Below are 25,659 nucleotides of genomic sequence, written 5' to 3' on the forward strand. Positions count from 1 at the left end.
GCGAAAGTGGCCTAGCGCCCGATTGTCACGCCGGCGGTCGAGCGCATGGCGTCCTTGAGGCTCGTGGCGTTCTTGTCGTCGAGGACCTCTCGCGTCAGCACGGTGGTCTGGCCGGGCGTGTTGAGGATCGTCTCTCCGCGCGAAGAGGAGAGGCGGTCGGCCTTGTAGGATGAGGCCTGATCGGTCGTGGGCGCATGGCGTTTACTGGATGCGGCGAAGGCTCCTTGCGAGACGCAGAGGGCGGCAATCACGACCAGTCGCAAAGATTTTGCGCGCATGCGATCTCCCAAATTCAGGGCGTTAGCCTAGCATGGGCTGGTCGTCGCTGGAATAAAGGGTCAGGCGAGAGCGGCTTGGCGTTTCCGCGTTAATTCGCGGACCGGATCGAGTTTCCCCGGCTCGGCGAGCGGCGTAAAACTGCGCTGGCTTGCATGTGCGGGGGCTTCGACAATCACGCCTTCGCAGACGATCTGTCCGCCGAGCATCCGGAATTCCAGCTTGTCGTAGCGCGGCATCGTCTCGCCGGGCGCGGGCGGCAGCAGCCCGACGCTGCCCTGGATGTTCAGCGTGGCATCACCGACGCCGTGGAGGCGCGGATTCCACATCCTGATCCCGGTCTCCGCCCAGCGCTGCCGGATCAGCGCGCCGCGGTCGGCGGGCTCTGCGGCTCTCGCGCGAGCTTTCCGTGCATACGGGATCTCCGGAGCCGGAGACACGAGGGCCGGAGCCGGCTCGATAGTTGTGACGACGCCGAGGGTCTCGGTGGAGTCTTCGGCGGCGCCGGGGGAGGGATCGCTCTCGATGCTATCCTCAGGGACATGCTCCCGCGAGATATCGCGATCGGCGAACGCGACACACATGTCGTCCAGAGTCGAGAAAGTATCCACGTCGACGACCAGAGCGATAGCGTCAACCGGAGCGACCTCGACATCGACAGAAGAGGCCTTCTCCGCGACGACGGGCTCAACGTCGTCCGCGAGTTCGGAAGTTGGATCGCTGTTGATGATGGGTTCGGGGACGTCAACCGGCTCGCGCTCGACGTCGATGGTCGCAACCGAAGCTTCCACGACGATCGGCTCGACTTCCGTCGGCGTCTCTTGGGATGAATCGTCGCTGCCGCTGACATCGGCTAGCGTTTCCGACGGGCTCTCCGCGATGACAGGGCTGGAGGCGTCGTCTTCGACGGCTGAAGCCGCGACGGCGGCGTCGCAGTGCGACGGATCCGCGCTGATGCTGGTGTCGAGAGCCGGAGCCGTGTCTGCAATTTCGGCAACAATGCCGGGTGAGGCGTCTGCCGTCTCAGGCGCGACGTCGATGCTGCCGCCATGCGGCGCGGGCCGAAGCCGCGCGAACGCCCATTTCACCGCGGGAATGCGGCGCAGCAACGATATCAGTCTCGAAAGCACTGGGAGTTGTCCAAGAGGTACTCGGCTTGAGGCCATCGCTGATTCGCCAGCAATGTAAAAATCCCCGGCTGTCACACTGATGTCAATGTAGGTGGGACCAATTGCAGAACATTCACGCTTTTCAGAGCGCACGGCTGCAATTTAGTCGGCGTGACTGTAATGCCGACGTAAGTGTAATCGACGTGACCGTAATCAAGGTGCAGTACCGTCAATACGCTTCGTTCGACACCAAGACCTTCGCGTATGACGTCGACAAGCTTTGATGCAACGAAGACTTCTGGAGAGGGGACGATCGCCCCCTCTCCAGAATTTCCGATCGATGCCAGGCTACTTTCCGGAGCCAGCGCCGCCGCCGGCCTGGCTGCCCATGTTATTGGTGTTGCTGCCGCCGGCCGACGGAGTCTGCTTGCCCTTGCTGTCGGCGGCCTCGTTCTGCATGTTCGACGACGCGCCGGTCGTCATGCCCTTGGTCGCGGGGCCCCGCGACGAGGGGCCCACGTCGCCCTGGCCGGATGCGCCTGGGGCGGGTTGTGTCTGAGCGAAGGCGCCGCCGGTCGCCAGCGCCATGATGCATGCGGATGCCAAAATGATCTTCTTCATCTGGTTTCCTCCTGGGTTGACTCGAGGACAACTTGCCCGCGGAGCGGACGTTCCTCACAGGGGGGCGTCGCGAGGATGATGACCAAGCGCGCTGAGGCGCTTGTCGAGGTTCCCTGTGCGGCTCTATCGACGGCAGAGTTTGGAACATCGGGCATCTGGTGTAAGGACGAGGCATGAAAAGGATTATGACTCTCGGAGCGGTTCTGCTCTGGTCCACGATCGCAATCGCGCAGGAGCGCGCCATCACCGTGGCCTCGACGACATCAACGGAACAGTCGGGCCTGTTCGGCTATTTGCTGCCGCTATTCTCGAAGGCCACGGGCATCGACGTGAAGGTCGTGGCCGTCGGCACGGGCCAGGCGCTCGACATCGGACGGCGCGGCGATGCAGACGTCGTGTTCGTCCATGACAAGCCCGCCGAAGACAAGTTCATGTCCGAAGGCGAGGGCGTGAAGCGCTTCGACGTCATGTACAACGACTTCGTCATTGTCGGGCCGAAGAGCGATCCCGCCAAGATCGCCGGCGGCAAGGACGTGGCCGAGGCGCTGCGCAAGATCGCGGCCGTGAAGGCGCCGTTCATCTCGCGCGGCGACAAGTCCGGCACGCACGCGGCCGAACTGCGGCTGTGGAAGGAGGCAGGCATCGACCTCGGTGCCGCCAAGGACAGCTGGTATCGCGAGATCGGGCAGGGCATGGGCCCGGCACTCAACATGGCGTCGTCGTTGAACGCCTATCTCCTGTCGGACCGCGGCACCTGGTTGTCATTCAAGAATCGCGGCGAGCTCGCCGTCCTCACCGAAGGCGACAAGCGGCTGTTCAACCAGTACGGCGTCATGCTGGTCAATCCGGCCAAGCATATGAACGTGAAGGCGCGGGACGGGCAGGCCTTCATCGACTGGCTGATCTCTCCTGGGGGGCAGGAGACCATCGCCGGCTACAAGATCGGGGGCGAGCAGCTATTTTTCCCCGACGCGTCCCACTAGCAGGAAGGCGATGGTCGACACTGCGACGCTGAGTGCGAGCAGGATCAACCCGAGCCCGAGCGCCAGCGGCAGGTCGCCCTTGCTGGTCTCCAGCGCGATCGCCGTCGTCATCGTGCGCGTGAAACCGCGGATGTTGCCGCCGACGATGAGGATGGCGCCGACCTCGGCGATCGCGCGCCCGAAGGCTGCGAGAAAGGCCGTCAGCAGCGAGGTCCGGCCCAGCGCGAACAGCAAGCCGATGCTGCGTAGCGTTGACAGCCCGTCGATCCGCGCCAGGTCGCCATACTCCGCCCACAGCAGGCTCGCCGGCCGGTGCACCAGTGCGACCACGATGGGTGTGGCGAGCAGCGTCTGCGCGACCACCATGGCCGCTGGCGTGAACAACAGGCCGGCGGCCCCGAGCGGGCCGGAGCGCGACAGCAGAAGATAGAGCGCGAGCCCGACCACGACCGGCGGAAGGCCAAGCAAGGCATTGGTCAGGACGATGATGACCTGCCGCCCACGGAACCGGGTGATCGCAAGCAGCGCCCCGAACGGCGCCCCGATCAGAAGGGCGAGGATACTGGCGGTCAGGCTGACGCGCACCGACAGCCCGACGATGCCCAAAAGCTCTGCGTCGGCCTCGCCGATCAGTGTGAAGGCGGCGCCGATGGATCGCGCGAAGTCGTTCATCCGTGCCCGAGCTTCGGCGCCCGCCACGATGCCTCGGGTGCGCGGATTTCGGGACTGCGGAGGTGATTCACGTATATTTCCCTGAGGGCATCGTCATGCAAGGCAGCGGCGGAGCGGTTTGGTACCCCGAATTTGACCGGAGATCAAAGCCTTGCGCGGCATGGCCCGAAGTGGCGTTCGGCCTCATCGTTTGACGTTGCCCGATGCGGGGACCGTTGGTGCTCAAATCAAGCCGCGCAGCACTTCAACAAGCCGGGCACACTCGGCCTCCGTCCCGACCGTGATGCGCAGAAAGTCCTCGATGCGCGGCTTTCCGAAATGCCGCACCAGAACGCCACGCTGGCGAAGCGCTGCCGCGAGATCTGCTCCGCTCCGGCTTCGATGGCGCGCGAAAACGAAGTTGGCGAGCGACGGCAGCACATCGAAGCCGAGTTGTCTGAGATCGCGGGCCAAGGTTTCGCGGCTTGCGATGATACGGGCACGGGTGTCTCGGAACCAGCCGTCGTCCTCGATCGCGGCGACGGCGCCGGCGATCGCGAGGCAATCGAGCGGATAGGAGTTGAAGCTGTCCTTCACCCGTTCCAGCGCTTCGATCAGCGGTCGTTGGCCGATTGCAAAACCAACCCGCAGGCCAGCGAGCGAGCGCGACTTCGAGAAAGTCTGGATAACCAGCAGATTGTCGTGGCGTGCAACCAGCGGCACGGCGCTCTCGGCGCCGAAATCGACATAGGCCTCGTCCACCACCACCAGCCGGTCCTGCTGTTCGGCCAGCAGCGATGCGATTGCGTCGCGCTGAAGGGCGATGCCGGTAGGAGCGTTCGGATTGCAGAGGAGGATGGCACTCGATGGTCGCCTGTAGTTGGAGATATCGATCCTCATCGCAGCATCGAGCGGCACCTCGTCATGCGTTATTCCATAGAGGCCGCAATAGACAGGGTAGAAGCTGTAGGTGACGTCGGGGAATAGAAGCGGTGGTTCGTGCTTCAGAAGTGCCTGGAAGGTGTGGGCCAGCACCTCGTCGGAGCCGTTGCCGACGAACACTTGCTCGGGCGCCACATCGCAATGGGCCGCGATGGCCTCGCGCAGGCGCGTTGCGCGCGGATCGGGATAAAGGCGCAGCCGCTCTGCGGCCGATGCGATCCCCGCCAGCACGCGCGGCGAGGGCGGGTAGGGATTCTCGTTGGTATTGAGCTTGACGATGCCGTCCTGCTTGGGCTGCTCGCCGGGGACATAGGGCGAAAGCGTGTGGACGACTGGACTCCAGAAACGGCTCATGAGCTCCAATCCGAATTTGATCGGGGCACAGTAGGGTATGCGGGAGCCCGGTGGAAGTGCGCCTGCGTTCAGCATTGCAGGCAAATCCGCACGAGGCTTACTGCCGGAGACGTTCCCGCAAGCGCAACCCCTATGCTAGGGTCATTGCACCACCGCCCAGAATGAAAAAGAACGAAGGCCGGCGCGCCCCAAGGCGCGCAACGGCCGAAAAGAGAGGAACACATGCCGGGTGCAGCCCTTCCCACCGCCCCCTCGATTCCGAGCGCGCCGGTGACGTCAGCCGTTCTCGACCGCTTGCGGGCCATCGTCGGCGACAAAGGCCTGATCGTGGACGAGCAGGACAAGCTGCCCTTCGTGACCGACTGGCGCGGCACGCTGGCGGGGCAGGCCGCGGCGATCGTGCGTCCGGCCATCACCGCGGAAGTCTCCGCTGTCGTCAAGCTCTGCTACGACAACGGCATTGCCATCGTTCCGCAAGGTGGCAACACCGGCCTGATGGGCGGTGCCAGGCCGTGGCCCATGCACCGCGGCATCGTGCTGTCGCTTGGTCGCATGAACCAGGTGCTGAATATCGATCCCGTCGGCTATGCCATGACTGTGGAGGCGGGCTGCATCCTCGAGACGCTTCAGGACACAGCCGCGCGCCACGGCCGCCTCTTTCCGCTCAGCCTCGGTGCTCAGGGCTCGTGCATGATCGGAGGCAATCTGTCCACCAATGCTGGCGGCGTGCAGGTGCTGCGTTATGGCAATGCGCGAAATCTGGTGTTGGGTCTCGAGGTCGTGCTGGCTAACGGCGATATCTGGGACGGCCTGCGCGCACTCAAGAAGGACAACACCGGCTATGACCTCAAGCATCTGTTCATGGGCGCCGAAGGGACGCTCGGCATCATCACCAAGGCGGTGCTGAAACTCTGGCCGGCGCCGAAAGACGTGTGCACGGCATGGCTCGCAATTCGCGATCCCAAGGCAGCCATCGACCTTCTGTCGGAGGCGCATGCCGCTTCCGATGACAATGTCGGCTCCTGTGAGCTCATCAGCCGCGCGTGCACCGACATGGTGCTGCGCCACATTCCCGGCACCCAGGATCCCCTCAAGGCCGAGACCGAATGGTATCTCCTTCTCGAATGGTCATCGGCCCGGCCACGACAGGACGGAGGCACGGGCATGTCGGACAGGATGGAGCAGTTCCTGGCCGACCAACTCGAGGCGGGCCGGGTGCTGGATGCGGTGATCGCGCAAACCGAAGCGCAGTCGCGCAACATGTGGCGGATTCGCGAGAGCGTGGCCGAGGCATCGCGCACCGAAGGTCCGGGCTTGAGCTACGACGTGTCGGTGGCGGTCTCCAGGATTCCCGAGTTTATCGCCAGCGGTTTCGAGGCCGTACTCGCAATCCTGCCGGCGATCCGCCCCTATCCGCTCGGCCACATCGGAGACGGCAATGTGCACTTCTCCTTCATGGGTCCGAAGGGCATGGATCTCGGTACACTGTCCCAATATTCCGCGGCCATCACACGGGCCGTCAACGACCTCGTCACCTCCATGGGCGGCTCGATCTCGGCGGAACATGGCATCGGCATTGAGAAGCTCGACGAGCTCCAGCACTATCGCTCTCGGACCGAGCTCGACATCATGCGCACGATCAAGCGGGCGCTCGATCCCAAGAACATCATGAATCCGGGCAAGGTGCTTCGTCTCGGTTGAGCTGTGCCCACCTCAAGTCCGGTGCTCCCGAACGCTCGGCGCTCACGGAGACGGATGCCGCGGATAGGCCGGGCCAAACAGCCGGGGGCGTCAAATCATGCCGTGTGGCGGCCGAAAGGCGGCTTTATTCCCGCCTTGGATGCTTTAAGGAAGGAACAGGATCAGGTCGCACCCGCCCGGGGGCGGTGCTAGACCCTGATGCAGGAACAAAGGGGCGGGCCGGCATGGCACGTCCGCAAGGATGAAGGATTTGAGGCAATGATCCAAAGCGTTGGCATCATCGGGGCAGGCACCATGGGGAACGGCATCGCGCAGATCTGTGCCGCGGCCGGGCTTTCGGTCGTGATGGTCGATATTTCCGATGCGGCAGTGAACCGCGGGATTTCGACGGTTGGCGGCAGCCTCGAGCGCCTGGTCAAGAAGGAGAAGATGTCGGCGGGCGATCGCGACGCCACGCTCAAGCGCATCACCGGCACCACCGACCGCGCCAAGCTCGTCGATTGCGATCTCGTCATCGAGGCCGCGACCGAGAACGAGGAACTCAAGGTCAAGATCCTGAAGGATCTCTGTGCGACGCTGTCGCCACGCACGCTGCTCGCCACGAACACCTCGTCGATCTCGATCACGAAGCTCGCCGCGGCGACCGACCGTCCCGACCGATTCATCGGCATGCACTTCTTCAATCCGGTTCCAGTCATGGCGCTGCTGGAACTCATCCGCGGCTTGCAGACCTCCGACGACACCCACGCCAAGGCGCTCGATTTTGCCAAGCGCGTCGGCAAGGTGGCGATCACGGCCAAGAACAGCCCGGGCTTTGCCGTCAACCGCATCCTTTGTCCGATGATCAACGAGGCGATCTTCGCGCTGCAGGAGGGGATTGCGACGGCGGAAGAGATCGATGCCGGCATGAAGCTCGGCTGCAACCATCCGATCGGCCCGTTGGCGCTCGCCGATCTCGTCGGGCTCGACACCATGTTGTCGGTGATGGAGGTCTTTTACAAAGGCTTCAACGACCCCAAATACCGTCCGGCCCCCTTGCTCAAGGAAATGGTCGATGCCGGCCATCTCGGCCGCAAGACGGGGCAGGGCTTTTATACCTACAGCGCCTGACAACGGCGCGGGCGGCGGGCGTTGAGTGTGCTCGCCGCCAGACACCGCGATTTGCGCTGCGACAAAGACGCCGCGCGCAATCGGCCCGACAATGTCGAACGGGCGGCCTGCGGGAACAACGGAACGGATAACAAGGGACATGTCGGATCGACTGAAGACCGAGCGCGAGGCTGCGACCGCGCGGCGGAATTTGCTGACCCAGGATGCAATCGAGCGCACGGGGATCACCGAAGAGATGATCGGGGAACTCGTCACCCGCTTCTACGGGCGCGTGCGCGAGGATGAGCTGCTGGGGCCGGTGTTCGCGATCGTGCAGAATTGGGACGAGCACCTGGCCAAGCTCCGGGATTTCTGGTCGTCGGTCGTGCTGATGAGCGGCCGCTACCATGGTTCACCGATGCGGGCGCATATTCCACTGAACCTGATCGGGGATCATTTCGACCGCTGGCTCGATTTGTTCGAACAGACGGCGCGCGAGGTCTGCCCGCCGCCGGCAGCCGCGCTCTTCATCGACAGGGCGCGCCGCATCGCCGACAGTTTTGAGATGGCGTCGGCAACGTTGGCCGGACGTATCGCTGCGCCGCGTCACGTGCTCCGCTCCTAGAACACAAAACGCCTGCCTGAGAAATGCGCAGCCGCGCTGATGGCGCTACGATGGCGCCGAGCGTCGGCGCATTGCACCAATACCGGCAGCATTGATCTGATCTGCAAAATCATCATGCCGGTCGCGTAGCGTGACGTTGCAATTAGAAAAATGCGCGTAAATGCGCGTGTTCGCGTTCAATCAGTGCGAGCATAACCATGTGATGCACTGCGGGAAAAAATCTTTGCCTTTTTTTCGGCAGAGTTCCAGCGCCTGCTTGCGGGCATGTCGCGTGCATCGTTCAACACATCCTCTTCATCCTCCGACAACACAGCGGAATCCGACGCTGACACCTGCACGGAGCAAACCCGGCGGGCGCTGTTGATGAATGCGCTGGCCACCACGGCGTGCCTCGCCTGTTCCACGCAGGTCCACGCGGGCGAGGATGCGCCCGGCTCCGACGAACGGCCTCAGAAGGGCGATCTGCTCGTGTTCTCCGAAGGCGATCAGGAGGGAAAGCCCGTCACCGCGGCCGCTCTGTCGGCCGGCGGACCGCCGGTGCATGCCTGGCCGAAAGATCCGAAGACATCGGTCGTGCGCAGCGCCTCGCGCCTCAATGAGATTCTGATCATCCGCCTTGACCCCACCGAGCTCGACGAGCAGACGAAAGCGCGCGCTGTCGACGGCATCCTCGCCTATTCGGCAATCTGCTCGCATGCCGGCTGTCCTGTCACGGCCTGGGTGAAGAGCGATGTCGGCGACAAGGAAGTGCTCAAATGCATGTGCCACAACTCCGAATACGATCCTCGCGCGGGCGCACAGGTCGTGTTCGGGCCGGCGCCGCGACGGCTCGCTGCGCTGCCGCTGGCGCTGGCTGACGGCTCGCTCAGCGTCGCCGGAAACTTCATCGGAAAGGTAGGTGGCGCGCAGCCGGGATGATGGGCGTGCGGGTTGTGCCCGCGTCACGAGAGGCCGCATCCGCCGATTGGCGGACGACGGGACGAACGACAAGAATTCAAAACAAGAATTCAAACGGATAAAAAAGGGGAACGTCCATGACCAGGAAGCAATGGTTACTGTCCGGCTTCGTCGCCTTCACGTGTCTTGCATCGACCGCCGCCATGTCAGGCCCGATCGAGAACTACGCGCCGGTTACCGCGCAGCGGTTGGAAAACCCGGAGCCCGCCAACTGGATGCTTTACCGGCGGACCTATGACGGGCAGGGCTACAGCCCGCTCGACCAGATCAACACCTCGAATGTGAAGAACCTCACCCCGGTCTGGACTTTCGCGACCGGTGTGGTCGAAGGTCACGAGGCGCCGCCGATCGTCAACAACGGCGTGATGTTCGTGGCGACCCCGATGGGCCAGGTGATCGCGCTGAACGCCAAGACCGGCGACGAATATTGGCGCTACAAGCGGCAGCTCCCCGACGACCTGTTCCAGTTGCATCCGACCAGTCGCGGCGTCGGCCTCTGGGAGGACAAGCTCTATCTGGCCACCACCGACGACCATGTCGTCGCGCTCGACGCCAAGACCGGCAAGGTGGTGTGGGACACCAAGGTTCAGGATTACAAGAAGGGCCAGTACATGACCCTGATGCCGCTGATCGTCGACGGCAAGGTCATCGTGGGCGGCTCCGGCGGCGAGTTCGGCGTGCGCGGCTATGTCGCCGCCTATGACGCCAAGGACGGCAAGGAGCTCTGGCGGACCTATACGATTCCGGGCGAAGGCGAACCCGGCCACGACACCTGGCAGGGCGAGGACTGGAAGAACGGCGGCGGCTCGGCCTGGATGACCGGCAATTACGACAAGGACACCAAGACGATCTATTGGGGCGTAGGCAACGCCGCGCCCTGGCCCGGCGAGATGCATCCGGGCGACAATCTCTATACCTCGTCGGTGCTCGCGCTCGATCCGAACACCGGCAAGATCAAGACCTATCATCAGTATCACCAGAACGATTCCTGGGATTGGGATGAGGTCGAAGCGCCGATGTTGATCGACCTGCAACGCGACGGTCGCAACATCAAGAGCCTGGTCCATCCGGGACGCGATGCGATCTTCTGGATACTCGAGCGCACGCCGACCAAGATCAACTACGTCGCCGGTTGGCCGTTCGTCTCCACCGACGTCTGGAAGGGCATCGACGCCGAGAGTGGCAGGCCGATCGTCGATCCCGCGCACAAGCCGATGGTCGGCAAGCGCGTGGAGTTCTGTCCGTCGCTGTGGGGCGGCAAGGATTGGCCCTCGGCGGCCTACAGCCAGAAGACCGGCCTCGTCTACGTGCCCGCCAACGAGAATTTCTGCGGCGGGTTCACCGGCGAGAAGGTTCCGCTCAAGCCCGGCGAACTCTGGCTCGGCACCAAGCCGGAGGACATCGGGCTGAAGACGAAGCCCGGGGCGGATCATTTCGGCGAGCTCCAGGCCTGGGACCCCGTTACGGGCAAGAAGATGTGGCAACACAACTTCCCGAAATCGCAGCTGTTCGGATCGGTGACGGCGACCGCGGGCGATCTCGTCTTCGTGGGCGGCACCAACGACCGCAACTTCCGCGCCTTCAACGCCAAGAGTGGCGAGCTGCTGTGGGAGCAGAAGACCAACTCCGGTATCATGGGCATGCCGGTGTCCTATGAGATCGACGGTACGCAATACATCGCGATCCAGTCGGGATGGGGCGTGGATGCGCAGCGCATCCAGGATGCCCTCGTGACCAACAATATCGGCATCGAAGCCAACGTGCCGCAGGGCGGCGTGATCTGGGTGTTCGCGCTGAAGAAATAGGCTCCGCTGGCGGATCGAAAGAAGCGGAGTGTCAGGGGGCAAATGCGGCGGACGGCAACGTCCGCCGCATTTTGCGTGGGCGTTGTCCCTTCTTCCCCTGCGGGAGAAGGTGGCGCGAAGCGCCGGATGAGGGGTTCTATCCGCGCGTCTCAATGTGCGGACCCGCGCAGGCATACCCCCCACCCACGCGTGATCGTGGCAACTGGCGTCGCTGCCCTCTCCCGCAAGGAAAGAGGGCACATCGATGCGCTTCGGCGAAGAAGTAGAGCCGATAATCGCGATGTCAAAACGCCGATGCTCAGATCGCTACTTCCCCTCGCGCTCGACCTTGTCCTTTTCCTTCTGGTTCATCTCGCGAACCTTGGGATCGGGATTGTGCTGCCCGGTAGTCTGGGTGGTCGAGGGCGGCGTGGCATTGGCGTTGGGCAGCGAGTTCTGGTCCGGCGTGCTGGGGCGCGTCGCCGTTGTCGGCGGCGTGGTGTTGCTCTGGGCGTATGCGCCAGTGGCCGTCAAAAGAAAGGCGCTCGACAGCAACGAGACTGCGAGCGCCTTTGGGATATGGGTCATCGATCTGCTCCTGTCAGATCGATGCAAACGGCGCGAGGCCGCCTTGTGTTCCCGCCTTTACGCTTCCAATTGCTTGCCGAGCGGAAGGCTGCGGATGCGCTTTCCGGTCGCGGCGAAGATGGCGTTCATCAGCGCCGGCGCGAATGGCGGGACGCCAGGCTCGCCCACGCCGCTCGGCGGCGTGTCGGGTCCTGGCGGCACGATGTAGACGTTGGTCACGGCAGGGGATTCGTCGATCCTGAGGACCTGGAAGTCGTCGAAGTTCTTCTGCTGCACCTTGCCGTCCTTGAAGGTGATCTCGCCGTATTTGGCGAGACTGAGCCCCATGATCGCCGCGCCCTCGATCTGGGAGGCGATGCGCTCGGGGTTGACATAGGTGCCGCAGTCGATGGCGGTGTCCACCCGCGGCACCGCCAGCTTGCCCTTGTCGTCGACGGCCACCTCGACGATGGTCGCGATATAGCTGACGAAGCTGCGGTGCACGGCGATGCCGAGGCCATGGCCCTTCGGCACTTGACGGCCCCATTCGCCCTTCTCGGCGACCAGCTCGACCACCTTGCGCAGGCGCGCGGTGTCGATCGGATAGCTGTCCAAGGGCTCGCCGTAGTTCCACATGTCCTTCACGGCGGGCTTGACGATGCGCGGGCTCCCGATCAGCGCGAGCAGCGTCTCCTTCTGGTCGCGGCCGGTCGCATGGGCGATCTCGCCCACCATCGACTGGACCGCGAAGGCGCGCGGGATGTTCGAGACCGAGCGGAACCAGCCGATGCGGGTGAACGCCGCGGCTTCCGGGTTCTCGCAGGAGATGTTAGCGATCTCGAACGGCATGTCGACGAGGCCCATGCCGAGCTCGAAGGGCGCCTCATGCTTTGCACCCGCCGCGAACGTCGAGGCGATGCTCGGGGCCACGCTGCGATGGCGCCAGGCGATCACCTTGCCGCTCTTGTCGAGCCCCGCCTCGATCCGTTCCACGGAGACCGTGTGCAGGAAATCGTGGCGGACGTCGTCCTCGCGCGTCCACTGCACCTTGACGGGTACGCCGAGCTCCTTCGACAGCAACGCGGCCTCGAGCGCAAAGTCGCATTTCGACTTGCGGCCGAAACCGCCGCCGAGCAGCGTGACGTTGACCGTGACATTGCCCTCGGGAATGCCGAGCGTCTTCGCGACGTCCTCGCGCGTACCGCCCGGGCTTTGCACCGGCGCCCAGATCTCCGCCTTGTCACCCTTGACGTCGGCGACCGCCACCGGCGGCTCCATGCTGACATGAGCAAGATGCGGCAGATAATATTCGCCGACGACGACCTTGTCGGCGCCCTTCAGAGCAGCCTCGGCATCGCCTTCCTGGCGCACCACAAGGCCCGGCTTGCGCGAGGCCTCCTCGAGCTCCTTGCGGTAGGCGACGGAATCGTATTTGCCGTTGGCGCCATCGTCCCAGGTCAGCTTCAGCGCGTCGCGACCCTTGATCGCCGCGCCGGTATTGCGCGCGATCACGGCAACGCCGCCGAGCGGCTGGAATTTCGACGGCCACGGCCAGCCGCGCACCTCCATCACCTTCTCCACGCCCGGGACCTTCAACGCCGCGTCCGGATCGAACGAGACCAACTTGCCGCCGGTCACCGGCGGGCGCGCGATCACGGCATACTTCATGCCAGGCAGCCGCACGTCGGCGCCGTAACGCGCTTTGCCGGTGGTGATGTCATGGAGATCGACGATGCCGATCTGGCCCTTGCCGAGATAGCGGAAGTCCTTGGGGTCCTTCAGCTTGAGCCCTTCGATGCTCGGGACCGACTCCTTGGCAGCGTCGGCTGCGAGCTCGCCGAACCCGAGCTTGCGGCTCGTCGCGCTGTGGACGACTTCGTGATTGACGGCCTTGACCTCGGTTGCCGGCACACCCCAGCGTTTCGCGGCGGCCTGCTCAAGCATGGTACGGGCGGAGGCACCGATCTGGCGCATCGGCATCAGATAATGCCGCGTGCTGCGCGAGCCGTCGGTGTCCTGGTTGCCGAACTTGACCTCGTCGCCATGGGCCTGTTCCACCTTGACCCGTGACCAGTCGGCTTCCATCTCCTCGGCCACGATCAGCGGCAGGCTGGTGCGCACGCCCGTTCCCATCTCGGCGCGGTGGGCGAGGATGGTGACGGTGCCGTCGGGCGCGACCGCGACGAATACGCGCGGATCGACCACGACGCCGTGCGGCATCTTGCCGGCGCCGGTCTCGTAGGCGAACGCCTGGCGCGACATCACGGGCGCCGCGAGCACAAAGCCGCCGGTGATGCCGAGCCCCTTCAGGATGCTGCGGCGCGAAACCTTCTCGACCTTGATGTTCTTCTCGAAGCCACGAAGCTTCTTCGGGTTGTCGATGAAATTCATGTCACACTCCCGTCGATGCGAGATGGACCGCATTCTCGATGCGCTGGTAGCAGCCGCAGCGGCAGATGTTGCCGGACATCGCCTCGCGGATCTGGTCGTGCGACGGCTTCGGGTTGTCCATCAGCAGCGCAGCCGCCTGCATGATCTGGCCCGCCTGGCAGAAGCCGCACTGGGGTACGTTGACCTGACGCCAGGCCTTCTGCACCGGGTGATCGCCGTTCGGATGCAGTCCCTCGATCGTCGTGATCTCGCGGCCGGCGACGTCGTTGATCGACGTGATGCAGGCGCGCACGGCTTCCTTGTCGACGATAACGGTGCAGGCGCCGCACAGGGCCTGGCCACAGCCGAACTTGGTGCCGGTCAGCCCGGCCTCGTCGCGCAGGAACCAGAGTAGCGGGAGATCCGGGTCGCCGTCCCAGCTCTGTTCCTGGCCATTGATCTTCACCTTGATCATGATCGTCCCTCGCTCTTCATAAGCTTGCCGATTTCAGATTTTCCAGATGCCGGTCGGTGCAATGCCCGCTGCGCGGCGTCGCGTTCCAGCCGTCCTCCCGCGCGGGCAGATCCCGGCAGGACTCAGAGGAATGCCAATGTCATGTCCGGATGTGCTCGATACCTCCCGTCGTGTTCTTGATTATTGAATTTCGCGCGGCATCGTCACGACGCGATCGTAGCAGGATCGCTTCGGTCTGGCGTTCACAGCCAAGTGTTTTCCAATCAGCTGTTCTCGACGGGAAAAGATTGCAACGAAGGTTTGTCAAAAGCAGGGCGCCCCATCGCGCCGCGCGCCTCTCGAGATGGGCGCAGTAAAAAAAGAGCTTCGTCCGCCAGAAGACCTGTGCGGACGAAGCAGGATGCCTCAGTCGAGGGAGGGAGAAACGCAGGCCGCGGACTTCAAGCCGGAAGCCGGCGGCCCTGCGCAGTCATTCAGAGACCAGGACTGAGGGAGCTGACGGTCCCCACACAAGTGCAATTGAGAAGCGGCGGCATCGCCGCGATTGTCCCGGGCCGGCTCCGTCCGCTCGCTGGGGGTGGTGGAACGCGAGCGGACGGGCGCGGCAAACGTCAGGCGACCTTTGCTCAGGCGGCCTTTGCTTAAGCGGCCTTGGCTTTCGCCACGTGGGTCGCGATCGCGTCCATCAGCGCCGGCGACAGGCAATCATAGGGCTCAAGTCCAAGCTCCTTGAACCGAGCCCGTATTCCGCCCATCTGCTCCGGCTTCACGCCCGATTCGATCACGGACGAGACGAAGGCGGCGAATTGCGGCGCCTGCGAACCCTGCTCCTGGAACAGTTCGGGGTGGATGAAGTCGAGGCCGTAGAACGGGTGATCCTTGTTCTCGATGCGGCCGTACATGTGCGTGCCGCAGGCCTTGCAGGCGTAGCGTTGGATCGTCGCCGATGGATCGACGATCTGGAGCTTGTCGCCGTTCTCGAGCACGGTGACGTTCTGGCGGGGTACCACGGCGACGACGGAGAAATTCGCCCCCTGCGGTTTCCAGCACTTGGTGCAGCCACAGGCGTGATTATGCGCGACGTCGCCCTTGACGGCGACCTTGACCTGATGGTCCTTGCATTTGCATGCGAGCGTGCCGCCGGCGAAGCTGCCGCTGCCCTGTTTGATGCCGTTATCGATCGAGGGATGGAGTGCAACAGTCATGGGTCGATCCTCCTTGGGGTGACGCTTTTCGAACTAGAACACGACGACTGAACGGATGGACTTGCCCTCATGCATCAGGTCGAAGCCTTTGTTGATGTCTTCGAGCTTGAGCGTGTGGGTAATCATCGGGTCGATCTGGATCTTTCCGTTCATGTACCAGTCGACAATCTTCGGCACGTCGGTGCGGCCCCGCGCGCCGCCGAAGGCGGTGCCGCGCCAGTTTCGCCCGGTGACGAGCTGGAACGGGCGGGTCGCGATCTCCTTGCCGGATTCGGCAACGCCGATGATGATCGAGGTGCCCCAGCCGCGATGGCAGGCTTCCAGCGCCTGGCGCATCACTGTGGTGTTGCCGGTGCAGTCGAAGGTATAGTCGGCGCCGCCGTCGGTCAGGGTCACGAGATGCGGGACGATGTCGCCGGTGATCTTCTTGGGATTGACGAAATCGGTCATGCCGAACCGGCGCCCCCATTCCTCCTTGGAGTCGTTGATGTCGACGCCGATGATCTTGTCCGCGCCAGCCATCTTGGCGCCCTGGATCACGTTCAGGCCGATGCCGCCGAGGCCGAACACGACCACGTTGGAGCCCGGCTCGACCTTGGCGGTGTTGACGACGGCGCCGACGCCCGTGGTGACGCCGCAGCCGATGTAGCAGCTCTTGTCGAACGGCGCGTCCTCGCGGATCTTGGCGACCGCGATCTCCGGCAGCACGGTGAAGTTCGAGAAGGTCGAGCAGCCCATGTAGTGGTAGATCGGCTTGCCTTTGTAGGAGAAGCGGCTGGTACCATCGGGCATGACGCCTTTGCCCTGCGTCGCGCGAATCGCGGTGCAGAGATTGGTCTTCTGGCTGAGGCAGCTTTTGCATTGCCGGCATTCCGGCGTGTAGAGCGGGATGACATGGTCGCCCGGCTTCACCGAGGTCACGCCAGCACCGATCTCGCGGATGATGCCCGCGCCCTCATGGCCCAGGATCGACGGGAAAATTCCCTCGCTGTCGAAGCCGTCGAGCGTGTAGGCGTCGGTATGGCAGATGCCCGTCGCCTTGATCTCGACCAGGACTTCGCCGACCTTTGGTCCTTCCAGATCGACTTCGACGATCTCGAGCGGCTTCTTGGCTTCGAAAGCGACGGCGGCACGTGTCTTCATCTTAAGCTCCTCAATTCCAGCAGGGCGCCCAGATCCAGGTCTGGTCGGGCTCCGCACGTTCATTTCTTGCCCATGCACGAATCTTCGTTCTTGGTATAGGCGTCGTTCTTGTCCTCGTGCTTGCCGGGTCTTGTGCGGCCCCAGGCCTCGTTGGAGCGGGCGCGCAGGTAGACGTAGAGATCGTCCATGTAGCAGGCGACGTTCGGGTTATCGCCGAAGGCCGGCATCACGTTCTCTGCGGCAGTCGAGATGTTCTTGCGGCCGGAGGCGACGACGCCGAGAAAATCGGCATAGCTCATCGTCTTCAGCGAATCCTTCAACGCCGGGGCGTAGGTCGAGCCCATGCCATCTGGGCCGTGACACACATGGCAGTCCGAGTGATAGCGGCGGTATCCGGAATAGGTGTACCAATCGACGGATCCGTCGGTGATCTTGTAGGTTGGGTTGCCTTCCTTGTCGGACCATTCGCCGGTTTCGTTCTGCTTGACGGCGGTCGGGTCACCTGAGCCGTCCGCGACGGCAATTCCCCCGGACGCGACCAAGAACATCGCAGCAATGGCAGAGCAGATTTTACGCAAGAGATTTTCCTCGGAAGGCATTCGGTGAGACGAGCCGGCGCGTGGAGTTGATCCACGCGCCGGAGCGATGCTGAGAGGCCTAGTTGGGCAGCGAGAACACGGTCAGCGTACCGCCGAGTGCCGTGTAGTTGCTGAGCGCCGCGTAGCCGCCGACTGCGCCGAGACCGGCGGTCGGATCGGTCAGGCCTGCCGCCAGACCGATGCCGGCCCAGCCGCCCACGCCGGAGAGCACTGCGACATACTGCTTGCCGCCGTTCTCATAGGTGGTGACGTTGCCGATGATGCCGGAGGGAGTCTTGAACTTGTAGAGCTCCTTGCCGGTCTTGGCGTCGACTGCCTTCAGGTAGCCTTCGAGCGTTCCGTAGAACACCACATTGCCCGCGGTTGCGAGCGCACCCGACCAGACCGAGAACTGCTCCTTGTTCGACCAGACGATCTTGCCGGTCTTGCCGTCCCAGGCGATGAAGTTGCCCATGTGGGTTTCACCCTGCGGCGGATACATCGAGAGCGTTGCGCCCACGTAGGGCTGACCCGCGGTGTAGCTCACCTTGAACGGTTCGTAGTCCATGCAGACGTGGTTGGTCGGAACGTAGAACAGCTGCGTGTCCGGCGAGTAGGCTGCCGGCTGCTCGTCCTTGGTGCCGAGCGCGGCCGGGCAGATGCCCTTCACGTTGTGGTCCTCGCCCGCCTTGTCGGTCGAAGCTGCATCGAGCACCTTCGGGCGGCCGTAGGTCGGCGAGTTCTTGTCCATGTCGACGCCGGAGGTCCAGTTCACCTTCGGATCGTACTTTTCGGCGACCAGGAGCTCACCGGTGGCGCGATCGAGCGTGTAGCCGAGGCCGTTACGATCGAAATGCGTCAGCAGCTTGCGCGGCTGGCCGTTGATGGCCTGGTCCGAGAGGATCATCTCGTTGACGCCGTCATAGTCCCACTCGTCGTGGGGCGTCATCTGATAAACCCACTTGGCCTGGCCGGTGTCAGGGTTGCGAGCCCAGATCGTCATCGACCATTTGTTGTCGCCGGGACGCTGCTTCGGATTCCAGGTCGAGGGATTGCCCGACCCGTAATAGACGAGGTTCAGCTCGGGGTCGTAGGAGATCCAGCCCCAGGTGGCGCCGCCGCCGATCTTCCACTGATCGCCTTGCCAGGTCTTCAGGCTCGAGTCCTTGCCGACCGGCTTGCCGAGTGCGGTGGTCTTCTCTGCGTCGACCAGGATCTGATCGTCCGGTCCTTCAGAGTAGCCGCGCCAAGCCAGCTTGCCCGTCTTGATGTCGTAGGCGGTCATATGGGCTTGAACACCGAACTCGCCGCCGGAGATGCCGATCAGCACCTTGTCCTTGACGACCATGGGGGCCGAAGTACCGGTCTCGCCCTTGCTGGCGTCGCCGTTCTTCGCGGTCCATGCCACCTGACCGCTCTTGGCATCGAGCGCGACAAGCGTGGTGTCGGCTTGATGCAGGAAGATCTTGCCGTCGCCATAGGCCAGGCCGCGGTTGACCGTGTCGCAGCACATCACTGGAATGACGTTCGGATCCTGCTTCGGCTCGTACTTCCAGACGATCTTGTTCTCGTTGGAAAGGTCAATAGCGTAGACCTTGTTCGGGAACGGCGTGTGGACGTACATCATGTTGCCGATGATCAGCGGGCCGCCTTCGTGGCCGCGCAGCACGCCGGTCGAGAAGGTCCAGGCGACCTGGAGCTTGCCTACGTTTTGTGCGTTGATCTGGTTCAGCTTGGAATAGCGGGTGTTGGCGTAGTCGCCGGTCGGCATCACCCAGTCTTTCGGGTTCTGCGACATCTTGAGCACTTCGTCGTTGGCCGACGCGCTGCCGACGGCGAGAGCCGCCGCGGAGCCAAGATAGGCCGCGAGTAGTACCTTGCGCATAGTCATTCCTCCATTGGTCTCGTTTATTGTTTCCGAAGCATTGCTTAATCGCCGGGCTTTTCGTCCGGCGTCTGCTCGTGCAGGGCGGTCACGATTGGGACCAGAAACGATGCTGTGGTGTTTCCTCCTCCTGATGAGAGCCACGGGTCCACGTGCGGAGCGGCCCGTTCTTGTTGTTCCTGATACAATCCCTAACGACTTCGTCATCGGGAAACTTGCCCAAGAGAGAAGCTGGTTTGCTTGACAGCGCACGGGTCGGAAGTTTTTGATTTTGCAGTAGCGAATTCAGCGGCTTCCGCAACGCTTTGGCAGCGCCTTCACCGCTCAGGTTCCCCTTGACGGCGCTGCAACTAAGGCGGAGGATTAACTTACAAGGGTGGCAATGGAACGATGGCGCTCGTTCTAGAAGATCGCTCAAAATCGAGGTAAACGTCACGCAATCACGGTTCAGGGCTCCGGCAGCGCGGCTCGCGATTCGCGTCAAATCTCCGGATCAAACCAGTGGCTGGATTAATGTCCGACACGATTCACACGCTCTCGACGACGGGCATGACGCCGAAACGTCAGATCCAAAGCTGGATCGACGGGCTGACCAGCCTGTGTGGGCATTTCGACGTCGATCCGCTGGAAGCGTCTTCGCTCGAAGGCCGCATCGACTACACCAGCGTCTCGCGTCTGAAGCTCTGCCAGATCGAGGTCAGCCAACATCGCATCGCGCACACGCTGGCGCGCGCCAAGGCCAATGAACACCCGTATATCAAGATCCACTTCCAGACTTACGGCGTGTCCTATTTCGAGCAGGAAGGCCGCCACATCGAGCTGAACCCGGGCGACATCATCGCCTATGACGTCTCCTGTCCGCATTCGATCATCAGTCCCGCTTTCACGCGCCATGACGTGGTGATCGTGCCGAAGGCGCTGCTGCGCGACCGTGGATTCCCGTCGCAGCGAATGCCCGCCTGCAAATTGACCTCACGCACGGGGACGGGGCGCATCGCCCATGATTTCGTCCATGCGACCTTCGACGAGGCGGCCAAGCTGTCGGCGAACAGTGCGGTCGGCGTCGCCGATTCGCTGATCGACCTCTTGCTGCTGCCGCTGCGCGAGGCCGACACGATGCTCGATCGCGTCGGACCCGAAGCGACCTATGTGCGCGCGCAATTCTTCATCCGCGAGCATTTGCGCGATCCGGATCTGTGCATCGACCAGATCTCCGGCGAACTGGGCTGCTCCAAGCGTTATCTGCACATGCTGTTCTCGGAGCGCGGCACCACGGTGAGCGACTACATCTGGCAGGCGCGTCTTCAGAATTGCCGCCAGGAGCTCGAGGCCCACGCCGGCAAGACCATTACCGACGTCGCGTTCTCCTGGGGCTTCTCCAGCTCATCGCATTTCAGCCGGGTGTTCCGGAAATATTTCGGCGTAGTGCCGTCCTCGATCCACAAGGCGCAACAGGGCGCGGTTGCGGCGGACGAGCACTAGGCAAACGCCAGGTTCGGAGTCGACGCGACGGTTGACCGTCACGCGCCCGCGATGTCTCTCATGCCGATATGGCGATGTAGGGAATGCTGGTCAGGAGAGCGACGAGCAACACCGCGTTGCCCAGCATTCCACTCCAATGCAGTCGGCGTAGCCGGCGCGGGGCCTCGGCATCGCCGGCGTCCCTGGCGCTGAGCTGTTCGTCCATCTGTTGCATGAACCAGCGGCGCCCATAGATCGCCAAGGCTGCAAGGAGGCCAACGCCCATCGCTGCGACCAGACGACCGTCGAGCAGGAAAGCGACCGCTCCGATGATTCCGGCAACGCGCATCACCAGAAAATGCGCATTGAACATTCCGCGCAAAAGCTGGGCGACGGGCTGGATATCCAGCTTCACCAGCAGGAAGGCCGGAGACGCCAGGGTGAAATAGCCCATCGGAAAGAGTAGGATGATCATGACGGCTACGGCAACGCCATCCGGTGTCATGGGATCGGCCTTTCTCGTCCGCGCCGGCGAGACCTTCCCGCCAGCGTCGCACAATCATAGCGGGAAAATGCGCTTCCGGCACTAGGCTTTGGTCGGATGCCGCGCTGCGAAGGGCGTCATGCCTCGCGGTTCAGGCGGGTTCGAGGCCGAGCGATCGCGCGCTCTCGATCCAGATCGGCAGCTCGCGCTGATACAGGGCGTTGGTTTCCTTGAAGCCGATCGCGGGTTCGAGCACGAACGTGTTGAGAACCTCCTTCACCTTCGGATCGCTGTTGGCAGCGACGCAAAGCTCCGCCAGGCGATCGACGACCGGCTGCGGTGTCGCTTTCGGCACGGCCCAACCGGAGAAGCCGCTGACGGTGAAGAATTTCGACGTCGCGCCCTGCTCGGGGAGGGTTTTGATATCAGGGATGGCGTCGACCTTCTTCGAATGCACCGCGAACACGGTGCCGCGATCGCTTTGCAAGACCGATTGCGCTGCGGTGTAGCTGCCCATGGCCACATCGAGCGTACCTTCCAGCATGCCCGTCCACATCGGGGCTTCGCCGCGATAGTGGATCGGCTCGATGGCAAGGCCATACTGCTTGTTGAGCTCGTGGACCGTCATATGCGGGGCCGAGCCCGCGCTATAGGTGCCGAAGTTGACCTTGCCGCTCTTGCGCGCAAAGGCGACGAAATCCTCCAGCGTCTTGACGCCGGTTTTTGGGTTCGCCACCAGCAACAGGCCGGCGCCCGGAATGACGCTGACCAGCGTCAAATCCTTGTCCATGTCGTAGCCGGGAGTCTTCATCACCACCCGGTTCATGATGTAGGTGGTCGAGATCGAGCACAGGATTGTGTGGCCGTCGGGCTCTGCGCGGGCGACCTCCGCCGTCCCGATCGCGCCGGCGGCACCGGGCTTGTTCTCGACGACGACGGTCTTTCCGACCTGCTTGGCAATGAATTCACCATAGGCGCGCGCGAGCAGATCGGTCTGTCCGCCGGCGGGATAGCTGCAAATCATGCGGATCTGCCGCGATGGCCACGCAGCCTGCGCCGAGGCGCCACGCGAGACGAAAGGCATCGCGAGTGTGGTGGTGCCGGCGGCGATGAAGCGGCGGCGATCGAGTTTTGCGGACATGATTCTCTCCCGGGTTGTCGCCGACGGTACTGCATCGGGTCGCCTCTGCCATGGGTGGCTGGCGAGACAGATTGGCGCATTCGAAGGGCCGCGCTGGGTGCGCCAGCTGTCCACTAGCGCTGAATGATCTTCAACCAGACGTCGCCAAGGATCGCAGGCTCCCGCGGCGGCAGATAGCTCAGCCCCGCCTGTGTGCCGAATTCGGCGATCTTGCCCTCGGCAGCAAGCCCGGTCAGCGCCTTGTTGACGGCGTCGAGCAGTGCGGGATCGCTGGCCAGCCCGACATAGCCGCGATTGGCCCCGATCGGATAGTAATAGCCGGACGCGGTGATCGCCGTGTCGGGGTGCGCGGCGCGATGGGCGTCGAAGCGGCCGAGGTCGATCAGCGTCGCGTCATAATCGCCACGGGCAAGTGCGCCGAGGAGATCATCGCGGCCGGGGACGAGATGCGTGATGTCGTCGATCAGGCGCCCCTTGTCGAAGGTCATGAGGATCGCATCGCCGAGCGAGCCGCTCTCGATGACGAGGCGCAGGCCGGCGAGATCTCCGATATCGCCGATGTTGCGACCCCGCGCCTTCGGCCCGAGCACGACCGTCATCGGCGAGTAGACATAGGGCTGGCTCGGCGCGAGCACGCCGAGCGCGACGCGGCGGCGCCGGTCGTCGCGCGTGGCGCCGGCAAAATCCGGCAAGCGCGCCGTTTTCATGCCGGGCTTGACGAGGGAGTCCGTCGTCAGCGCGTAGCCGCCGACGAGCGAGCAACGCCCATCGGACAGCAGCGCATTGGCCTCGAGCTGCGGGCTCGAATCCTCGTCCAGCTTGCTCTCGAACCACTGGATCGTCAGCGGCCGTCCGAGCCGGTCGGCGATCGCCTGCGCCAGCAGCACGTCGAAACCCGAGCCGGGCTTGCCCTTGTGATGCACGGAGAGCGGCGGCCTGTCCTCGTCGAGACAAATCTTGAGCGGATCGTCGGCCGCGCGTGCAGCTGCGGCCGCCGCCGCGAGAATCGCGGCAATGCTCCAAACGGCCAGCCAGCGCCTCATGGTTTTCTCCGGCTCGAGATGAAGGCCCAGAGATTCCCGATCTCCTCGTCGCTGAGAATGTCAGCCCAGGGCGGCATCTTGTTGTTCTTGCCGTTCTTCACGGTGGTGACGAAGCGCGTCTTGTCGTCGGGGAAGGCGCGCAGGTCCGGCGTGATGGTGCCGGGGTTCATCATGTTGGGGCCGTGGCAGTGCGAGCATTTCTCGGCATAGGTCGACTTGCCGTGGTCGATCTGTGCCTGCACGGGATTGCCGGTTGAATCATCCGCGGCACGAACGGTCGCCGCAAGCGCGACCGTCAGCACCGCGACGGCGGCGAGGATCGCCACCGTCTTGTGAGATAGCTTTCTCAGCATCGTGCCGTGGTTATTGCTTGACCGCAAAAACCCAAAGTGAGCCGCCGGGCGGGACTTTGGCCAGCCGTTCGTCGCCGGAGAACAGCGAGTAGACGCCGCCATAGCCGCTCGTCACGGCGACATACTGCACGCCGTCCTGCTGCCAGGTCACCGGTTGTCCCTCGATGCCCGAGCCGGTCTGGAACTGCCAGAGCTTCTTGCCGGTATCGGCATCGAAGGCCTCGAACTCGCCGGTCAGCGCGCCCGAGAACACGACACCGCCCGCGGTCGACAGCACGCCGGAGAAGCGCGGGATGTCGCTGGGTGCTTCCCACTTCGCCTTGCCGGTCATGGGATCGATCGCCTTCAGATGACCGCGCGGGCCGTCACCCCATTCCCAGAGATCGGTGAGGTCCATGCCGAGATACCATTCACCCTGCTTGAAGGTGGCGGGTTCGGTCTTGTACCTGCCGCCGAAGGCGAGCGTGTTGGCGTAGGCGAGGCCGGTCTGCGGATTGAACGACATCGGCTCCCAGTTCTTGCCGCCGAGGATCGACGGATAGACGGTCACCTTCTTGCCCTCACGCGCATCCTTCGAGACGTCGGTCTCGATGGGACGTCCGGTCTTCATGTCGATTCCCGTCGCCCAGTTGACCTTCACGTAAGGATTGGCCGCGAGCAGCTTTCCGTTGGTGCGGTCGAGCACGTAGAAGAAGCCGTTGCGGTTGGCGTCCATCAACACCTTGGTCGGCTTGCCCTCGACGTTCATATCGGCGAGGACCATCTCGGCCACGCTGTCATAGTCGAACGGATTGTTGGGCGAGAACTGGTAGTGCCACTTGATCTTGCCGGTCTTGGGATCCATCGCCAGCACGGAGCAGGTGTAGAGGTTGTCGCCCGGGCGTACCGCCGAGTTGAACGGTCCGGGATTGCCGATACCCCAGTAAACCGTGTTCAGCTCGGGATCATAGGAGCCCGTAATCCAGGTCGAGCCACCGCCGAGCTTCCAGGTATCGCCCTTCCAGGTGTCGCCGCCGGGCTCATCCGGAGAGGGGATCGAATGGGTGCGCCACAGGTGCTTGCCCGTTGCGGGATCCCAGCCGTCGATGAAGCCGCGGGTGCCGAACTCGGCGCCGGAGATGCCGGTGATCACGACGCCGTCGGCGACCAGCGGCGCCACCGTCATCGAATAGCCTTCCTTGATATCGGCCGCCTTCTGCCGCCACAGCTCTTTGCCGTCCTTGGCGTCGAGCGCGATCACGTTGGCGTCCAGCGTGGTGCGGAACACCTTGCCCTCATAGAGTGCTGCGCCGCGATTGATGATGCCGCAGCAGACGATGCGCGGCGTTTCGGCAGGATACTCGACCTTGGATTTCCAGATCTGCTTGCCGGTCTTGGCGTCGACCGCCATGGTCGCGTTGTGCGACGTCACGTAGATCACGCCCTGGTACACCAGCGGCTGCGATTCCTCGCTGCGATCGTCGTTGAAAGAGTAGTTCCAGACCGGGACAAGGTTCTTGACGCTGTCCTTGTTGATCTGGTTCAGCGTCGAGAAACGCTGAAGATTGTAGCCCATCCCGTAGTTGAGAACGTTCGATGTATCGGTCGCGCCTTTGACCAGCTGCTCGCTGGTTTGTGCACTTGCACAAGTCGATGCAAGCATGACGAGGCTCGCGGCCATCGCAAAGCGTTTCATCCGTCCCTCCCAATATGCGCGCCTATTGACGCTGCGACAGCAACACTCCGCCCGAATGCAAAACGCGTCAATACGAAAGTCGTAATTGCGATGCCGATATGGTAGGCGGCGCGGGATGCCGTCACCTGACGGAGACCTGACAAAGCAACTCTCACTTGTGCGCAGGCGCTGAAGAAATTCCGCGGCA

24 protein-coding genes are annotated in these 25,659 nt (G+C 63.4%); 7 read left to right on the top strand and 17 right to left on the bottom strand.

Annotated elements, in window-relative coordinates; genetic code table 11:
- Positions 1-11: 11 nt before the first annotated feature.
- The 3 genes from RX329_RS12915 to RX329_RS12925 form a co-directional block, all read right to left on the bottom strand.
- Positions 12-278 carry a TonB-dependent receptor plug domain-containing protein gene (locus RX329_RS12915; protein ID WP_198957639.1) on the bottom strand — a complete coding sequence of 89 codons (267 nt, stop codon included), beginning with the start codon at positions 276-278 and terminating at the stop codon, positions 12-14.
- 60 nt (positions 279-338) lie between these two features.
- Positions 339-1,406, bottom strand: a complete 1,068-nt coding sequence (locus RX329_RS12920; protein ID WP_377791848.1) for a hypothetical protein — start codon at positions 1,404-1,406, stop codon at positions 339-341.
- A gap of 327 nt (positions 1,407-1,733) precedes the next feature.
- Positions 1,734-2,006 (bottom strand): hypothetical protein, encoded by a 273-nt coding sequence (locus tag RX329_RS12925; protein ID WP_085384851.1) that lies wholly within the window; start codon positions 2,004-2,006, stop codon positions 1,734-1,736.
- 173 nt (positions 2,007-2,179) lie between these two features.
- On the opposite strand from RX329_RS12925, the gene RX329_RS12930 reads away from it, so the two are divergent.
- Positions 2,180-2,989: a substrate-binding domain-containing protein gene (locus tag RX329_RS12930; RefSeq protein ID WP_085384850.1), complete on the top strand. Its 810-nt coding sequence runs from the start codon at positions 2,180-2,182 to the stop codon at positions 2,987-2,989.
- On the opposite strand, the gene RX329_RS12935 is transcribed toward RX329_RS12930, so the two are convergent.
- Positions 2,963-3,661, bottom strand: a complete 699-nt coding sequence (locus tag RX329_RS12935) for an ABC transporter permease (protein WP_085384849.1) — start codon at positions 3,659-3,661, stop codon at positions 2,963-2,965. The two genes, RX329_RS12930 and RX329_RS12935, sit on opposite strands and share 27 nt — an antisense overlap.
- A gap of 222 nt (positions 3,662-3,883) precedes the next feature.
- Positions 3,884-4,936 carry a histidinol-phosphate transaminase gene (gene hisC / locus RX329_RS12940; protein ID WP_085384862.1) on the bottom strand — a complete coding sequence of 351 codons (1,053 nt, stop codon included), beginning with the start codon at positions 4,934-4,936 and terminating at the stop codon, positions 3,884-3,886.
- Between the two features lie 222 nt (positions 4,937-5,158).
- On the opposite strand from hisC, the gene RX329_RS12945 reads away from it, so the two are divergent.
- From RX329_RS12945 to RX329_RS12965, 5 genes are all read left to right on the top strand, one after another.
- The gene (locus tag RX329_RS12945; RefSeq protein WP_317245905.1) at positions 5,159-6,637 is read left to right on the top strand and encodes an FAD-binding oxidoreductase; all 1,479 of its coding nucleotides are present in this window, start codon (positions 5,159-5,161) and stop codon (positions 6,635-6,637) included.
- A gap of 258 nt (positions 6,638-6,895) precedes the next feature.
- The gene (locus tag RX329_RS12950) at positions 6,896-7,747 is read left to right on the top strand and encodes a 3-hydroxybutyryl-CoA dehydrogenase (protein WP_085350558.1); all 852 of its coding nucleotides are present in this window, start codon (positions 6,896-6,898) and stop codon (positions 7,745-7,747) included.
- 139 nt (positions 7,748-7,886) lie between these two features.
- Complete coding sequence (locus RX329_RS12955; protein ID WP_085350559.1) at positions 7,887-8,351, top strand: group III truncated hemoglobin; 465 nt, start codon at positions 7,887-7,889, stop codon at positions 8,349-8,351.
- Positions 8,352-8,615: 264 nt separating this feature from the next.
- Positions 8,616-9,269 carry a ubiquinol-cytochrome c reductase iron-sulfur subunit gene (locus RX329_RS12960; RefSeq protein ID WP_085384847.1) on the top strand — a complete coding sequence of 218 codons (654 nt, stop codon included), beginning with the start codon at positions 8,616-8,618 and terminating at the stop codon, positions 9,267-9,269.
- Between the two features lie 116 nt (positions 9,270-9,385).
- A complete protein-coding gene (locus RX329_RS12965) occupies positions 9,386-11,113 on the top strand; it encodes a methanol/ethanol family PQQ-dependent dehydrogenase (protein ID WP_018460311.1) in 1,728 nt (575 codons plus the stop codon).
- Positions 11,114-11,419: 306 nt separating this feature from the next.
- On the opposite strand, the gene RX329_RS12970 is transcribed toward RX329_RS12965, so the two are convergent.
- From RX329_RS12970 to xoxF5, 7 genes are all read right to left on the bottom strand, one after another.
- The gene (locus tag RX329_RS12970) at positions 11,420-11,680 is read right to left on the bottom strand and encodes a hypothetical protein (RefSeq protein WP_018460310.1); all 261 of its coding nucleotides are present in this window, start codon (positions 11,678-11,680) and stop codon (positions 11,420-11,422) included.
- Positions 11,681-11,737: 57 nt separating this feature from the next.
- Complete coding sequence (locus RX329_RS12975; RefSeq protein ID WP_085384846.1) at positions 11,738-14,050, bottom strand: xanthine dehydrogenase family protein molybdopterin-binding subunit; 2,313 nt, start codon at positions 14,048-14,050, stop codon at positions 11,738-11,740.
- Between the two features lies 1 nt (position 14,051).
- Positions 14,052-14,504: a (2Fe-2S)-binding protein gene (locus tag RX329_RS12980; RefSeq protein ID WP_007601363.1), complete on the bottom strand. Its 453-nt coding sequence runs from the start codon at positions 14,502-14,504 to the stop codon at positions 14,052-14,054.
- Between the two features lie 641 nt (positions 14,505-15,145).
- Positions 15,146-15,709 carry an S-(hydroxymethyl)glutathione synthase gene (gfa, locus tag RX329_RS12985; RefSeq protein WP_018460308.1) on the bottom strand — a complete coding sequence of 188 codons (564 nt, stop codon included), beginning with the start codon at positions 15,707-15,709 and terminating at the stop codon, positions 15,146-15,148.
- Positions 15,710-15,742: 33 nt separating this feature from the next.
- Positions 15,743-16,852, bottom strand: coding sequence for an S-(hydroxymethyl)glutathione dehydrogenase/class III alcohol dehydrogenase (locus RX329_RS12990; protein ID WP_018460307.1), 1,110 nt, complete (start codon positions 16,850-16,852; stop codon positions 15,743-15,745).
- A gap of 59 nt (positions 16,853-16,911) precedes the next feature.
- The gene (locus RX329_RS12995) at positions 16,912-17,400 is read right to left on the bottom strand and encodes a c-type cytochrome, methanol metabolism-related (RefSeq protein ID WP_007601366.1); all 489 of its coding nucleotides are present in this window, start codon (positions 17,398-17,400) and stop codon (positions 16,912-16,914) included.
- Between the two features lie 109 nt (positions 17,401-17,509).
- Entirely contained in the window at positions 17,510-19,315 is a 1,806-nt protein-coding gene (gene xoxF5 / locus RX329_RS13000) for a lanthanide-dependent methanol dehydrogenase XoxF5 (RefSeq protein WP_018460306.1), read from the bottom strand.
- Positions 19,316-19,828: 513 nt separating this feature from the next.
- On the opposite strand from xoxF5, the gene RX329_RS13005 reads away from it, so the two are divergent.
- Positions 19,829-20,797: a helix-turn-helix domain-containing protein gene (locus RX329_RS13005; RefSeq protein WP_007601369.1), complete on the top strand. Its 969-nt coding sequence runs from the start codon at positions 19,829-19,831 to the stop codon at positions 20,795-20,797.
- Positions 20,798-20,855: 58 nt separating this feature from the next.
- Here the strand turns inward: RX329_RS13005 and RX329_RS13010 are convergent, their stop codons facing one another.
- The 5 genes from RX329_RS13010 to RX329_RS13030 form a co-directional block, all read right to left on the bottom strand.
- Positions 20,856-21,281, bottom strand: coding sequence for a hypothetical protein (locus tag RX329_RS13010; protein WP_085350671.1), 426 nt, complete (start codon positions 21,279-21,281; stop codon positions 20,856-20,858).
- A 130-nt stretch (positions 21,282-21,411) separates the two neighbouring features.
- A complete protein-coding gene (locus RX329_RS13015) occupies positions 21,412-22,401 on the bottom strand; it encodes a Bug family tripartite tricarboxylate transporter substrate binding protein (RefSeq protein ID WP_085384845.1) in 990 nt (329 codons plus the stop codon).
- Between the two features lie 113 nt (positions 22,402-22,514).
- A complete protein-coding gene (locus tag RX329_RS13020; protein ID WP_085350563.1) occupies positions 22,515-23,444 on the bottom strand; it encodes a substrate-binding periplasmic protein in 930 nt (309 codons plus the stop codon).
- Entirely contained in the window at positions 23,441-23,797 is a 357-nt protein-coding gene (locus RX329_RS13025) for a c-type cytochrome (RefSeq protein ID WP_018460302.1), read from the bottom strand. Before RX329_RS13025 ends, RX329_RS13020 begins: the two co-directional genes overlap by 4 nt.
- Positions 23,798-23,807: 10 nt before the next feature.
- The gene (locus tag RX329_RS13030; RefSeq protein WP_085350564.1) at positions 23,808-25,472 is read right to left on the bottom strand and encodes a methanol/ethanol family PQQ-dependent dehydrogenase; all 1,665 of its coding nucleotides are present in this window, start codon (positions 25,470-25,472) and stop codon (positions 23,808-23,810) included.
- Between the last annotated feature and the right edge of the window lie 187 nt (positions 25,473-25,659).

Origin of the sequence: Bradyrhizobium sp. BWC-3-1 (assembly GCF_032917965.1) — a bacterium.
Taxonomy (GTDB): Bacteria; Pseudomonadota; Alphaproteobacteria; order Rhizobiales; family Xanthobacteraceae; genus Bradyrhizobium; species Bradyrhizobium canariense_D.